Consider the following 15,137-nt stretch of genomic DNA (forward strand, 5'->3'; position numbering starts at 1 on the left):
ATATACTCAAAGGTCTAACGAAATAGTTCTAACACCTCATTTCAAAACGATAGAGTATCTACACGGAGCTTTAAATAACACAAAAAATAATGTAATAATTTTGTTTAACAAAAGATGCATTTGAGAATTAAATCCGCTTTGAAAAAAAACTTAGTAAGATATTTTTATAATTCCACAGAAAGTATTAACTTCGCCGATTGATTATTAATACTAAATTAGACATAACAAAAATGGCAATTCTTGAAAAAATTAGAAACCGTACCGTATTTCTTATTGCGATTATAGGGTTAGCTCTTTTCGCTTTCGTAATCTCTGACTTCATTGGTTCAGGACGATTCGGTAATTGGCAAACTACTGAAATTGGAACTGTAAACGGAGAAGATGTTTCCATTGATGCTTTCCGCTTTCAGGTGGAAAACGCTGTTCAAGGAGCAGGTGGACAAGCAAGTAGCCTTGAAGCTGCAAAATACGTATGGGAACAAAACGTTCGTAGCATCCTTTTAAAACAACAATTTGAAAAATTGGGATTAAGCATTGAAAAAGATCAAATTTTGTCAGTGTTAGCTAAGAGTCCTTTGGCTCAAAGCCCTGAATTTACGAATGATCTTGGTGTATTTGATCCTTCAAAATTTATCAGCTATTTAGCCACACTGAAAGCAAGTAACCCGCAAGCTTACCAAGAATGGAAAATGCAAGAAAATGCACTTGTTGAAACTGCGAAGCAACAAATGTACTTTAACTTAATCCGTGCTGGATTAGGAGTTACAAACGCTGAAGCCGAAATCGCTTATCACCAAGAACAAGACAAAGCCGACATAAAATTCGTAGCCTTGCAGTACAGTTCAATCCCTGACAGCACTGTATCGGTGAGTGACAGCGACATAAAAGCATACATCAGCAAAAACAAAAAACAATTCGAGCAAGAGGCTTTCAGAAACATCCAGTACATTGTAGTGAACGAAAAAGCTTCTGCTGAGGATATTGAAGCTGACAAAGCATCCTTATTACGTTTATTGGAGCCACAAGTGGTATACAACAGCACCACAAACTCAAATGACACCATTGGAGGATTTGCCAACGTAAAAAACATCCGTGAGTTTATTGAGAAAAATTCTGATTCTCCTTATGACTCGCTATACGTAACTAAGTCAGAATTACCAACTGTATATGCTGACACCTTATTTGCTCTACCAGTAGGAAAAACTTTTGGACCTTACGATGATAACGGAGTGCTGAAACTATCACGCATGGTTGACAAAGAAACCAACGGTGCTGTAAAGGCAAGTCATATATTGATAGCTTACGCAGGAAGTCGTGCAGCAAATGAGAATACAACACGCACCAAAGAAGAGGCTCTTGCAAAAGCTAACGAAATTTTAGCAAAGGCTCGGAAGGAAGGAGCTGATTTTGCTGAGTTGGCAAGAGAAAACTCAGAAGAACCAGGAGCAAATTACAGTGGTGGTGATTTAGGTTTCTTTACCCGCGGACGCATGGTTAAGCCTTTTGAAGATTTCGTATTTACAAATAAGGTTGGACACATTGGAGTAGTTGAAACAGATTTCGGATTCCACGTTGTACGAGTTACTGAAAAAGCAAATGCCGTACAAATAGCAACCATCACAAGAAATATTGAACCGTCAGAAACAACACTAAACGATTTGTTCACAAAGGTTTCTAAGTTTGAAATGGACGCTTTAGCAGATGTTAAAAACTTTGGTGAAGTAGCTAAAAAATCAGACTTAACAGTGCTTCGTGCTGACAACCTAAAACAAAATGACGAATACATCATTGGATTAGGCAACAACCGACAAATTGTACAGTGGCTTTTCCAAGAAGACACTAAAGTGGGTGACATCCGCAAATTCACTGCAGGAGGAAGCTACATCGTAGCTCAATTGACAAAAAAAGGAGAGAAAGGCGTTTCTTCTGTCCAAGATGCGGCTCCATTTGTAAAACCAATTCTTATACGTGAGAAAAAAGCTCAAATATTAGCTGAAAAAGCAAAAGGAGCTTCCTTAGATGCAATTGCTTCTGCAAATAATGCTGAAGTAAGAACTGCTACAGGTCTGTCAATGAATAATCCAACTATCATCGGTGAAGGTCGTGAACCAAAAGTAGTAGGAACAGTGTTTGCTTTGAAACAAGGACAAACCTCCAAACCTATTGAGGGTGAGAATGCTGTGTACGTAGTAGAAGTTACTGCAATTTCTCCTGCTCAAGCTCCAAGTGATTTAAAATCACAACGCAAAAGTTTAGAGACTCTAAAAGTGAGTCGTGCATCACAAGAGGTGTACAACGCACTTAAAAACGCAGCTGAAATCAAAGAAAATCTAAGTAGTTTCTATTAATATTTTTGGAGATTTACAGAAAAACGAGGACTTGCTAATACTGATATTAACAAGTCCTTGTTTTTTATGCTTTAGCAAAAGAGTAATGATTAACAACTAACAATTGACAATTAACAAAAAATGAAAATCATATCTTACAATGTAAACGGCGTACGTGCCGCAATGACTAAAGGTCTTATCGAATGGCTACAGAGTGCAAATCCCGACGTACTTTGCTTACAAGAAATCAAAGCTTTAGAGTCTCAAATTGAAAAAGAAGCCTTTGAGGCTTTGGGTTATAAATACCAATATTGGCATAGTGCCGAAAAAAAGGGATATAGTGGCGTAGCTATTCTTTCTAAGACGAAACCTACTCATGTAGAGATTGGAAGTGGTTTGGATTACATGGACAAAGAAGGGCGTATCCTCCGTGCTGATTATGACAGTCTTTCGGTGATGAGCTTATATTTACCTTCGGGGACGAACATTGATCGTTTGGACTTCAAACTCACTTTTATGGCCGATTTTCAGAAATATATAGACAATCTAAAAGTGTCTTTCCCTAATTTGATTATCTGCGGAGATTATAATATCTGCCATCAAGCGATTGATATTCACGACCCTATCCGAAATGCCAATGTATCTGGATTTTTACCTGTAGAGCGGGAATGGTTGGATGGATTTATGAAAAGTGGGTTCATTGATAGTTTCCGATATTTTAATAACGAGCCACACAATTATTCGTGGTGGTCGTACCGAGCCAACGCTCGTAACAATAACAAAGGGTGGCGTATTGATTATAATTTAGTTGCTCAACCTCTTGAAAATCGTTTGCTACGGGCTACCATACTACCCGAAGCAAAACATAGTGACCACTGCCCTATCTTAGTTGAAGTCGCAGATTAACAATCGATTTCAATTACTACATACAACATTAAAAGACTATCAAAAAGAACAGTGAGCAATCATTCCAAAGGACAAGAATGACTACTCACTGTTCGTTGTTTATCGGAATCTTCTATACTTCACAGAAGAATACAAATAGCCTACAGGAATTATCTATTTTTGATTATTAAACTGATATTTCAGAGAAAAACCTACATATGGGCGATATGTCATTTTAGTTTGTTTTGAAAAATTCTCACCAACATTAGTTTTGGTATATCGATACGAATCAAAGACATTACTTCCAAACAAACTCAAACTCCATCGGTTGTCCTTCCACGTTTTTGTAAAGGAGGCATTGGTCAGGAATATTGCTTCTACATTGTTTTGCAAGTCTTTTGTTGGCGACTGATATCCCATATTCACACGGAGTAAAAAATTACGCGGTAACCGCAGCGTATGGTTGAGTTTAGCATTGAATCGCCATTGCTCAATAGGGTACGAGTTTGCGTCTACTTCAAGATCTTGACGGTAATGATAGGCGGTAAACGAAGCGTTGACATTCCACCATTTAAAAACATCAACTCCTGCCATAAGCTCTATTCCTGTAGCCCACGAAGAGCCTACGTTCTCTCGTGTGATGAGCAGCATATTATCTCGATACACTCGACTGTAAGGGCTCATTATATCGTGTTGATTACGAGCAAACATTTCTATGGAAACGAAATCCTTCCCCCATGAATTTTTATACGCTAATTCATAGGAATCCGTGTAACTGGGCAACAGACGACTATTCCCTGTTAAGAACGAATATCTATCATTCCAAACAAAAGCTGGTACCAATACCCAATACTCTGGACGACTGATTCTACGACTGTAATTTCCACTAATTTGACTGTTCTGAGAAAAACTATACAGCAAATGCACTGATGGAAACCAATCTGTAAAATTCTTTTTAAAACGATCATTTTTCCTTACCCCTTGCTGATTATCAAAAGAATATATTATATCTCGAGCTGTATGTTCCGAACGTAGACCTAATTTATATTCAAATTTGCCGAACGAACTCTTAAAGCTAAAATACCCTGCATAGATATTCTCCTTGTAGTTAATAACTTGGTTTTCAGAAACATCTTTCGAAGTTTCTACTATACGATCTCCTTTAAAAAACCCGCTTTCAGTAGTAATTTCTGGAATATGATCGGTTTCGATATCTACCCCAGCTTCGATACTTGTAGCGTCAGTTAGTGGTAGCTCGTATTCCAAAATACTTTTAGTGAAAATTTCATTTTTTTCTGAACTTTTATTTCCAAAAACCGTATTTTCCTTTGGGCTAATGACATGACCTTTAGTAAAATCATCACTACTTCCAATAAAAAAGGTATATCCTGAATTTAACTTCAAAAAATGGGATTTATCCTTATTAAAAAAATGCGAATATTCTAAATTAGCACCCCAATTTTGATATAAAAATTGATTATCAACATCCATAAGAAAATCCTTTGACGAAAGTAAATTACCCTCTTTATCAAATGTATTTTCAGAAATTTGTGTTTTATCTATCTTTTTTTCTTTCTTTCTAAAAGGAACATAGTCTATTGAAACATCGATAAAATCGCGATCGGTGATGTCATAATTAAATCCAAAATCAATGAAGGAATTATTCATATTGGCTTTGTATTCACTATTGAATAAAGTTTCAAAACGCTTCCCATCGGGAGCATACACATTGCTTATTCCTTGTGAACGAGAATCTCCCCAATGGTGATCAGCAATATTTCCCGAAACATGCCAACCTCCTTTTTTGCCCTTTTTATCAATGGAATAAGAAAAGCTTTTTCTTTCCAATGTATTAAATTCAGCTGAAAGATTGATAGCATACCCTTCCAATTTATTCTTTTTCAGCACAACACGTATGATTCCTGCCGTTCCCGAAGCACTGTATTTAGCAGACGGATTGGTAATGATATCTATTTTCTCAATCTGTGAGGCGTCGAGCGTTCGTAGGCGTTCCTGCCCATCTTTGGCGATGATTCCATTAATATATACAGTAAAAGTTCCTCCCTCACGATACGTAATCCTACCATCTACACTTACGTTCAATGAAGGCACATTGGTAAGCAAATCTATTGCTGTATTCGCCTCTGGAAAAGCCGAGGCATTGATAGTTTTACGATCTACTTGATACGAGAAAGCTGCTTTTCGACCTTCTACCACCACTTCTTCAATTTGTTGAACGGAAAGATGCAATAAAACATCACCCAAATTTGTTTTTGAAGCATTGATTGACAAAGGTTTAGTAACATCTTCATATCCAACAAAACTGATTTTCAATGTATATTCTCCGAAAGGAATGTTTTTTAATAAAAATTTTCCGTTTTCATCAGAAATAACTCCAAAATTTCGGTTTTTATTATCGGAGGAGAAAAGCGAAACTTCTGTGTATGGCAATACTTCTTTACTTTCAGCATCTACAATTCGTCCTGAAACTGTACCAGTCTGAGCAAAAACAACAGTCGTAAAAAGAAAGAAAATCAAAAATGTTAATCGGTTCATTTTCATATATGTTAGTTGTTAATTATTAATTGTTTAATGGTTAATTCATAATTCGTTTTTTACAAAGATGCAAAAACAAACGAATTGTTACATTTCACAGATTTATTTTTTTTCTCTAATAAAAAAACTTGACCAAAACCACCCATACACAGGTGACTTTGGCCAAGTTTCACACTTATTTTTACTCTGAGAATCTACCTATTTCCACAAACGGCATCGTCAACAAAACCTAATTTCATGCCTTTAGGAGTGTCGATAAAAAACAACGCCTTAGGTCGTTCGTATTTGTCCATCACATACATAACGATAATCTTAGCATCTTTATAGGGAAGCACCACTTTTTCAATCTCATTTGTTTGTTGACTGAAGTATTCGGGCAGCTCTTTCACCAAATGGAGATAAGCTGTTCTTCCTTGGTTGAAATCAAGTTCACAAGGGTCTTGATTAACATCCATTACGGAAAGTGTAGATTCTCCTTGACTGGTCGGTTCAAACTCAAAATCATCGAAATCCATAAATCCATAATTTTCATCTTTCCCTGACAAATAAACCATCGCCCCCGGCAAATGATAACGGCGCAAACCGATAGCAGGATCCATAAATTCCTTTAGATTATCATGTTCATCTCGAATATAGGTATTCAGATTTCTTTCGTAGTAACATTTATTAAGAAAATCAAAACCTACGTCATTTATAAAGGAAGTAAGCAAGGCGTCATCCAAGGCTTCTTGGTTTTGTTGTGTAATATTTTCAACGCTCGATTTAACATTCGTTGTAACTGGCTTTTGTTTCTTTTGAGAACAGGACGCCAACCCGATTCCAATAGCAAGATAAAAAAGACATTTTTTCATACGTTTTATTTTTATTGTTTCTTCCTACTTCATTTATGATTATCCGTTTTGCACAATAAAAGCAATTACAATCTGTACGTTTCTCTAAAAATAAGAAAAAGCTACATAAAGCATTAAAAACAACCCATGCGGAAACATATAAAAAGCGATACTCTTACGTGATTATTGTATTTTTTTCTTCACTTCGCATGAATTAGCGGTTACGCACAATCATAATTTCATTTCTTTTATCAAGTAAAGATAGACGGGAAAGTGGTCTGAATATCCCCAAGTATAATTCCCATTGGACATACTTCGGAACGGATAGCCTTTAAACTTACCTTTAGGATTGGCCAAATAAGGTTTATTAAAAACTCCCGCTTTCCAGTAGCGATAAGTTGATTTATCTTCTTCTAATAATTCTTGTGTAAAATATATCTGGTCAAATAAATTCCATGCATCTTGGTAAGCAAGTGACCCGATACCTTTTTTGAGCATCTCTTCCATAGGATTGTATAAACCTCCTGCCTTAACTTTATTCTTTTTACCTTCGGTTTTTAAAATCTTTTTAAAACTCGCATTAGTAGGATCGTCATTAAAATCCCCCATACTAAAAATTTTAGCTTTCGGATCTTTTGCGAGTAACGAATCTATGATTTTTTTATTCAATGCAGCGGCAGCCTCTCGTTTTGGACGACTTGCTGCCTCACCTCCACTACGCGAAGGCCAGTGATTGACAATAAAATGCATCATTTCACCATCAAACATACCGCTGACCAATAATTGGTCGCGCGTGTAACGACGCTTTCCATTGGGTTCAAAAATTTTCAAAACATGTTTGGATGTTGAAATGGGACGAAACACCCCTTTTTTATAAATCAACGCTACATCAACGCCTCTACTATCTGGGGAGTCGTAATGCACAATACCATAATTGTACTTTTTCAGGTAATCGGTATTGATTAAATCAACGATAACATCCTCATTTTCAATTTCACAAAGCCCAACAATATCTGGTGCTTGTTTGGACACGTCGCTACCTATGTCTGCAATTACCTTAGCTATCTTCTGCACATGATCGTTGTAAACCTTGGATGTCCAGCGGTCAGCACCCTGTGGAGTTCGATCGTCATCAAAAGTCCTTGGATCATTGATAGTATCAAATAAATTTTCTACATTGTAAAAAGCAATTGTTCTGACCATGTATTTCTTTTCTTGTGCGTAAAACGATAATTGCCAAAAGACAAGTATCCATAGTATAAAATATTTATGTTTCATGGAAGTGAGATTTAAAGGATATTTTATTTAATGATTAATTATAAATTATAAATTACGAATTACGGGATTGGATAATTTCGTAATTAGAAATTCGTAATTCGCAATTCACAGTTCGTAATTCGCAATTCACAGTTCGTAATTCGTAATTCACAATTCGTAATTATTAATTATTCGTTGTCAAAACTCTAATTTCATTTGAACCGGCAATAGCTGAAACGATTTTCGGTGGTAGGGAGTAATCCCGTACTCTTGTATTGCTCTGCGATGTTCTACTGTGGGATAACCTTTATTTTTTTTCCATTGATACATGGGATATTCATCTGCAATCCGCTCCATATATGCATCTCGATAGGTTTTCGCTAACACAGAGGCTGCCGCAATGGTCTGTATTTTGGCATCACCTTTGACAATACAAGCATGAGGAATAGTATCGTATTTCACAAATTTATTCCCATCAACAGCAATAAAATCAGGAGTTTGTGATAACTGTTCTAAAGCCCTATGCATTGCCAAAATGGAAGCCCTCAAAATATTCAATTCGTCAATTTCAACGGGAAAAACATGTGCCACAGCAAAAGCTACAGCCTGTTGTTCAATGACAGTTCGCAAAATCAAGCGTTGTTTTTCCGTGAGTTGCTTGGAATCCGTGAGCAGTTCATTCTTAAAATTTTCGGGCAAGATTACCGCAGCAGCCGTCACAGGCCCCGCCAAACACCCTCGACCTGCTTCATCCGTTCCCGCTTCTTTATGTGTATGATAAAATAACTGCATGTTTGATTTCCTGTTGCAAAGATACGCATTTATATGCAAAAAATCACCTTTCTTCCAACACCTTTTTCATGGCATTAGCCTTAACAAGGCATTCTTCATATTCTTTTTCAGGGTCAGAAACAGCTGTGATAGCACTCCCCACAGAAAAAGATACATACTTTTTTTTCTGATTATAAAAAATACTGCGAATGACCACATTAAAATCAAAATCGGCAGTAGGGGTGAAATAACCAATTGCTCCACTGTAAATACCTCGTTTTGAAGCCTCTAATTTTTCAATAATTTGCATTGCCGACAGTTTAGGAGCTCCTGTCATACTTCCCATCGGGAAAGTACTCTTCAGCACATCAACGGCATGTGTACCGTCTTTTATCTTCGTTGCTATGGTGGATATGAGTTGATGTACTTGCTTAAAGGTGTAGGGCTTACAAAGCTCTCTAACCTCCACACTTCCTTTTTGTGCGTACATAGATAAATCATTGCGAACCAAGTCTACAATCATCACATTTTCAGAGCGTTCTTTTGGATTTTGTTCCAACTCATCACGCAATTTCCGATCCGTTTCAGCATCTGACGATCGCCTTGCTGTACCCTTGATAGGCTGTGAAATGACCGTTTCTCCCGTTCGCTGTAAATATCGTTCTGGTGATGCCGACATTACAAAACAATCATCAAACCTTAAATAACACGCAAAGGGAGGCGTTGATATAGAATTTAATCGAAAATAGGTGGAAATAGGGTCTATTTGAACATCTTCTACATAAAATTCCTGGCAGAAATTCGCTTCATAGATATCACCTCGGGCAATATGCTCCTGCATTTTCCTTACGCTGTCCATATAATCCGCTTTGGACAATCGGGCGGTAATCGCATTTGGTTCTGAGATCTCTGAAAAAGGAAACATCTCCGCCGTAAGCATGGCTTTCCAATCAGCTTCTATTTCAGATGAAACCGAGCTCAAATAGCTAAACATAACCATATTTTCTCTAAAGAAAAGTAACTTTTGAGGTTGAAAAAAGTAAAGCTCAGGAAATTGTAATCCATCGAAATTATTAGATTTCAAAGATGCTACATCATTCTTCAGATCATAGGACAGATAACCAAAAATCCAATCACGGGTCTTATCCACGAATGATCGTAGAGCTTCAAAAGCTCCCAAAGGAGTATCAAGCCTCAGAATTGCATTAGGAGCAAATGCCAAAACAGCATCGAATTTATGATAAACATCAGCATACGCATTGGAATCCAACCAAATCGTGGTTTCTCCTTGGTTATTTGCCCAATGGACAATCTGCTGTTTTATATTTCCAGTGATATGAAAAGACTTCTCTATTCGCATAAAATTACGATTAAAAATAAATTACAAAAATAATTACGAATTACGGGAATTAATTATAAATTACGAATTACGGGAATTAATGATTAATTATAAATTATAAATTACGAATTACGAGAATTAATGATTAATTATAAATTACGAATTACGGGAATTAATGATTAATTATAAATTATAAATTACGAATTACGGAGTTGGATAATTTCGTAATTGGAAATTCGTAATTCGTAATTTTCTTTGAAATTCGTAATTAAATATCGTAATTTGAAATTAATCTGTTTTCATTTTCAGGGTAACGTTTCCAATGTTGTACACATAAACCGAAGCGGGTACAAAAGTAAAGTACAAATCTTCTATTTCCTTGGTTCCAGTTTTGTCGATTGAAGTAACCAAAGCACTTTTAAACCCGTTGGACTTACAAAATTGAATTAGACTTTGTAACTCTTGTGGTTTCTCGAAATAGCGGTTGCTCCATTTGATTTCCACTCCCCAAATGGGTTTGAATCGCACATCATCTACCAATACCAAATCTACCTCGCCTTCTTTTCTGCCGTCTTTCCAACGAGCATAAGTCAGGGCTAAATTTTCTCTGTGCATCCACTGCGACAAAACAGCAGTCTCTACCATATTTCCCATTTCGTCATCCACGGCTTTTATGGGGGAAAATAGAGCCGTACGAAGCGACGGATTGGTCAGATAAATCTTAAAACTCGTTATCCGTTTCAATCTCTTGGCATTGATATCCACCTTATTAAGTACCTTGATAAGAAAAGCCGCTTCGAGGTATTCCAAATATCTTTTGAGTGTTTCTTTCTGTATGCCACTTTCTTTGGACATTTTTTCGAAAGAAAATTCGTTGCCCGTGTTGTACGCAATGTAGGTAAAAAATCGGTTCAGCTCCTGAACATCCTTGATGCCGTACAAACTCGGCAAGTCTCTCAACAACACCTTATCCACAATATCGTTTTTCACATACCGTCCCATATCTTTCTGAATCTTTTCAGAGAGAACCACTTCAGGATAACCACCAAAATTGAGATACTGTTGGAATTCTTCATTCAGTTCATTTATATCCAAAGGCAGATGATACGGTATTGATTGTCCGCCGTATTGAATAACATCTTCTCGGATAAGATGATTTTTATTTTTTAAGTGAATAAACTCTTGAAATGTGAGCGGAGGCAACATAAAATCGGTAAATCTTCCTGCTCCACTCTCTGTGCTGTGCCAACGGAGTGCTGCTGCCGCCGAACCAGAAACGACAAATTTAGTTTCGGGATAAGTGTCAACCAACACTTTAAGATGGCGTTCCCAATCTTTTAGGTATTGAATTTCATCGAAAAACACATAGCAACCTCTCAGATACTCTATTTTTAAAGCCTCTTTGCATAACTCCAAAATGTCTTGTAATCCCAAATGTAAGTAAATAGGATTGTCTATTCCAACAAAAAATATCTTTTGCGGATTTATCCCCTCTTCAATCAGTTGGTCTATGGCGTGGTACATCATCACGGTTTTTCCTACCCTACGGGGGCCCATAAGCACTACCGCACGGCGAATATCCTGCTCTGTTACAAAGGGATAAAACAAATCGAAATACAACCTTTTCGACATATTTTTGTACAAATCGGGAATCCTTTGGCTCGACCACCAAGGGTTTTCGTACTGCAACCGCTCTATAATTCTCGGCGTAGGAATAAGCCCTGACTTTTTCATTTTTACACTTATTTATTTTACTTTTGTAAAAATAAACATATTTAAACATATTTATTTTTACAATTCAACACCTTTTAAACACACAAACCCTAAAAAAACTTTATTTCGCAAAGTTATAACATTTCGGGAATAATTTTAAATTACAAATTACGAGAATAATTTTAAATTACGAATTTCAAATTACAAATTACAAAGAAAATTACGAATTTCAAATTACGAATTACGAGAATTAATTATAAATTATAAATTACGAATTACGAGAATTAATTATAAATTATAAATTACGAATTACGAGAATTAATGATTAATTATAAATTAGGAATTACGGAGTTGGATAATTTCGTAATTGGAAATTCGTAATTCGTAATTTTCTTTGAAATTCGTAATTATAAAAAAAAGGAAAGTGTTGTAAAAAGTATGATACCTTTAATAAAGTGGATATTTCTGTCAGGCTGAGCGTAGTCGAAGCCCTGTAATTACGAGGCTTCGACTACGCTCAGCCTGACAATCAAAACTACCATCATACTTTTTATAACACAACCAAAAAAAGCCGCCTTTTCAGACAGCTTTTTATTTTTATAGATTTTGTTATTTATTAGAATAACACGAAACCAATTTTAATGGTTGGTGCACCAAAGAAACTCAGGTTGTAATGATCCGCTGAGCGGTTGGCTAACCCAGGTTGTGGTTTGATTGATGACACTGCGTAGGTGTAAGAAATTCCTTCGATTTGTGCTCCAACAAAGAAGCGATCACTAAAGTAATAGTCAGCACCTGCAACGGCTGCAATGCGGTAGTTCCATGTTCTTGCTACAGACGAACCAAACTCTATTTTTTCAACTTCGTTGTAACGCTTAGAGTTTTGAGTGTATGCCAATCCCATACGACCTCCTGCAAACCATGAAAGTTTCGTACCTTCAATATTGAAGTAACGATCACCTCCAATGCTCATCGCATACGACAAGTTATGTTGTACAGGGATGGTTTCATACGCAGGAACAAATACTTCATAGCTTTCACCTGTCTTCTCATCACCCGTAACTCCAGGAACTTCGTAGTAGCCAGGATATGCCGAATAGCTCAAACCAAAAGAACCCACAAAACGCCAATCATCATTTAAAAACCAACCTGCTTCGAAACCTACCATTGACCCCTTGTTTGTCCAACTTGTAGCGTGTTGCACTGGAGAGAACGATTTTCCCAATCCATTGGGTGCGTCAGCGCTTTCATAGTTGTTGTAGCCCAAGGTAGCGGCAAAGGTGAACTTATTGCTTTTTGAAGCTTGTTCCTCCTGAGCGTTCGCTGTTATCCAAAGCGTAGGAACGGTGAGGGCGATTAATAATAATTTTTTTATTTTCATATAACAATTATTTTAGAAAAAGGTTGCCCAAAGGGCTTAGGCAACCTTTCCTTGTTATTAATTTGTTTTGTGTTGGAAAACCTAACCCAATTATGGTTTTAAGTTAGCCATTTTAGCTTCAAGAGCCTTAGCTTTAGCTTCAAGAGCTTCTATCAACTTTTTAGTCTTTTGAAGTTTAACCTTCTCTTTTTCTACTAACTCTTTCGAAGTAAACTGTGCATTATATCCTTCAATTTCTGCTTTAGAGTTAGCAATATCTATATGAGCTTGTTTTATTGTGCTATCGAAGGATGCATATTTACCATGTATCGCATCCAAAGCTTTGAAAACATCTTCTGCTGGCTTAACAGGAGCCTCAATATTTGCTTCTTCAAACCAACGTTTTGCTGCTTCCTTAACAGCTTTGTTGTAGGTCTCAACATCAGCTTTCAACTTAACAATTTCAGTATTTTCTGGGTTAGCTATAATATCAATCAATTTATCACAAATATCCACTTTCTCGCTGGCTGTTTCGTAGAACGCTCTCTTCTCCTCTCTCTTAGCATATTTTTTTCTATAATCTTCTACAGCATTAAGATATGTATATCTCGCAGTGCTTGCTTGAGTAGATTCCACACCATAATCTCTAACAGCATCTTCATAGTCTTTTTTCTTTTCTCTTTGGATTTTGTCTGCTTCAGCAACACTACCCGAAACTGTAGCAGCTCCGTTTAATTTCTCATATTCTACTTTTGCTATAGGAGCTTGGGTCACAAGATATTCTCTCGACTTATATACCGCTCTATAAAAACCGTGAGAAGCGGATTCTTCTAAATTAACAACTAATTTTTTAGGAGTCTTCACATATGGGGTAGATACTCCCATAACGTCATCTTTTATAGCTTCAGCATCTTCAAGACTAACGAGATTCTTAAAATATGAAGTGTCCGCAAAATAGTAGTATGGATCTCCTGCAGGAACAACATTCCAAATAATACCTATCATATCTTGTACCTTGTTATAAAACGTACCCTCTTTCGTTTCATCGAAAGCCTTTTCAGCATCAACAACCGCTTCAAGAAGATCTTCGTACTCTCTACCTAAAGTAAAGGTTTCTGCTTTAAACTTCAAATCCTCCCATTTAGCTTTTGCTTTCTCAGCTTCAACCTTTGTAACAACATCTTTATCTCCAAGCGCAGTCGTTAGTTCAGCAATATAAGTCTCTAATCCTTTTACTTTAAGTTTTTGTGCAGCAATAGTCTTTTCTTTAACAGCCTCAGCTTTTACAACTCCTTGCTCTAACTTCAAGATTTCTTGTTCAATCTTAGAAACCTCTACTGTAGCTGTAGCGATACCAGTCAATACACCATAGTACTCAGCAAGCACCTCGTTGTAAGCGTCTGCTTTTTGCTCCATTAGTGCCGTTTTTGCTTTTTCAGCAGCTACAACGGCTTTAGCGGCACTTTCAGCAACTTCTGCCAGTGCTTGCTCATACGCTGCTGTAGCACTTGCTACCGCAGACTGAGCTAAAATTCTTTTAGCCTCAGCATCCATTAGTTCTGCTTTAACTTTGTCGTCATGCCCTGCAGCAGCTAATGTCTCTGAACGCTGAGCAGCCTTCACGGCAAATTCCTTAATAGCAGCTTCATGCTCCTGCACCTTAGCTTCCCATTCTACTTTTTTAGCTTCTGCCAATCTCTTGGCCGCAACAGCTTTTTCTCTCTCTGCCTCAGCCTTTTTGTGCTCAGCACTACCTCTCAATTCCTCAGCTTTTGCTTCACGCAAATTCTTTACTGAGTCTGATTCGTTATCTTTCACGCACGATGTTAAACCTGTCGCTAACACCGCTGAAAGAATCGCTGGAATAATAATTCTTTTTTTCATCGTCTTAAAAAAAAATTAAAGTTAATAATTAATTTGTTTACTATAATAAATTCATGGCACTACTGCCATTTGATTTTACTTAACTGTTCTGAACTACTCGCAATAGCTACGCCACTACTTTCATTGCACGGGACAAAGGTAAATAAATTTTCTTTATACGCAAAAAAGTTTTAAAAAAAATTTCTTAATCGCTAACCACCCACTACTCGTATTTA

At 36.8% G+C, this 15,137-nt stretch carries 10 protein-coding genes; 2 read left to right on the forward strand and 8 right to left on the reverse strand.

The window, feature by feature from the left end; genetic code table 11:
- Window positions 1–230: 230 nt before the first annotated feature.
- Both CGC52_RS04715 and CGC52_RS04720 read left to right on the forward strand, forming a co-directional pair.
- On the forward strand, window positions 231–2,348 hold the full coding sequence (locus CGC52_RS04715) for a peptidylprolyl isomerase (RefSeq protein WP_042008943.1): 2,118 nt from the start codon (window positions 231–233) through the stop codon (window positions 2,346–2,348).
- Between the two features lie 120 nt (window positions 2,349–2,468).
- Window positions 2,469–3,233 (forward strand): exodeoxyribonuclease III, encoded by a 765-nt coding sequence (locus CGC52_RS04720; RefSeq protein ID WP_095893583.1) that lies wholly within the window; start codon window positions 2,469–2,471, stop codon window positions 3,231–3,233.
- Window positions 3,234–3,386: 153 nt separating this feature from the next.
- On the opposite strand, the gene CGC52_RS04725 is transcribed toward CGC52_RS04720, so the two are convergent.
- The 8 genes from CGC52_RS04725 to CGC52_RS04760 all read right to left on the reverse strand — a co-directional run bounded on the left by CGC52_RS04725 (window position 3,387) and on the right by CGC52_RS04760 (window position 14,922).
- Window positions 3,387–5,768 carry an outer membrane beta-barrel family protein gene (locus CGC52_RS04725; RefSeq protein WP_095894453.1) on the reverse strand — a complete coding sequence of 794 codons (2,382 nt, stop codon included), beginning with the start codon at window positions 5,766–5,768 and terminating at the stop codon, window positions 3,387–3,389.
- A gap of 194 nt (window positions 5,769–5,962) precedes the next feature.
- Complete coding sequence (locus CGC52_RS04730) at window positions 5,963–6,619, reverse strand: hypothetical protein (RefSeq protein ID WP_157909107.1); 657 nt, start codon at window positions 6,617–6,619, stop codon at window positions 5,963–5,965.
- Window positions 6,620–6,829: 210 nt separating this feature from the next.
- Window positions 6,830–7,876 carry an endonuclease/exonuclease/phosphatase family protein gene (locus tag CGC52_RS04735; RefSeq protein ID WP_042008949.1) on the reverse strand — a complete coding sequence of 349 codons (1,047 nt, stop codon included), beginning with the start codon at window positions 7,874–7,876 and terminating at the stop codon, window positions 6,830–6,832.
- Between the two features lie 177 nt (window positions 7,877–8,053).
- Complete coding sequence (locus tag CGC52_RS04740) at window positions 8,054–8,647, reverse strand: ribonuclease HII (protein ID WP_095893585.1); 594 nt, start codon at window positions 8,645–8,647, stop codon at window positions 8,054–8,056.
- Between the two features lie 43 nt (window positions 8,648–8,690).
- Window positions 8,691–9,986, reverse strand: a complete 1,296-nt coding sequence (locus CGC52_RS04745; protein ID WP_095893586.1) for an anthranilate synthase component I family protein — start codon at window positions 9,984–9,986, stop codon at window positions 8,691–8,693.
- 267 nt (window positions 9,987–10,253) lie between these two features.
- Window positions 10,254–11,699 carry an ATP-binding protein gene (locus CGC52_RS04750; protein WP_095893587.1) on the reverse strand — a complete coding sequence of 482 codons (1,446 nt, stop codon included), beginning with the start codon at window positions 11,697–11,699 and terminating at the stop codon, window positions 10,254–10,256.
- Between the two features lie 595 nt (window positions 11,700–12,294).
- Window positions 12,295–13,059 (reverse strand): BT1926 family outer membrane beta-barrel protein, encoded by a 765-nt coding sequence (locus CGC52_RS04755; RefSeq protein WP_095893588.1) that lies wholly within the window; start codon window positions 13,057–13,059, stop codon window positions 12,295–12,297.
- 90 nt (window positions 13,060–13,149) lie between these two features.
- Window positions 13,150–14,922, reverse strand: coding sequence for a hypothetical protein (locus tag CGC52_RS04760; protein WP_095893589.1), 1,773 nt, complete (start codon window positions 14,920–14,922; stop codon window positions 13,150–13,152).
- Between the last annotated feature and the right edge of the window lie 215 nt (window positions 14,923–15,137).

It is taken from the genome of Capnocytophaga sp. H2931 (genome assembly GCF_002302535.1).
GTDB lineage: Bacteria > Bacteroidota > Bacteroidia > Flavobacteriales > Flavobacteriaceae > Capnocytophaga > Capnocytophaga canis.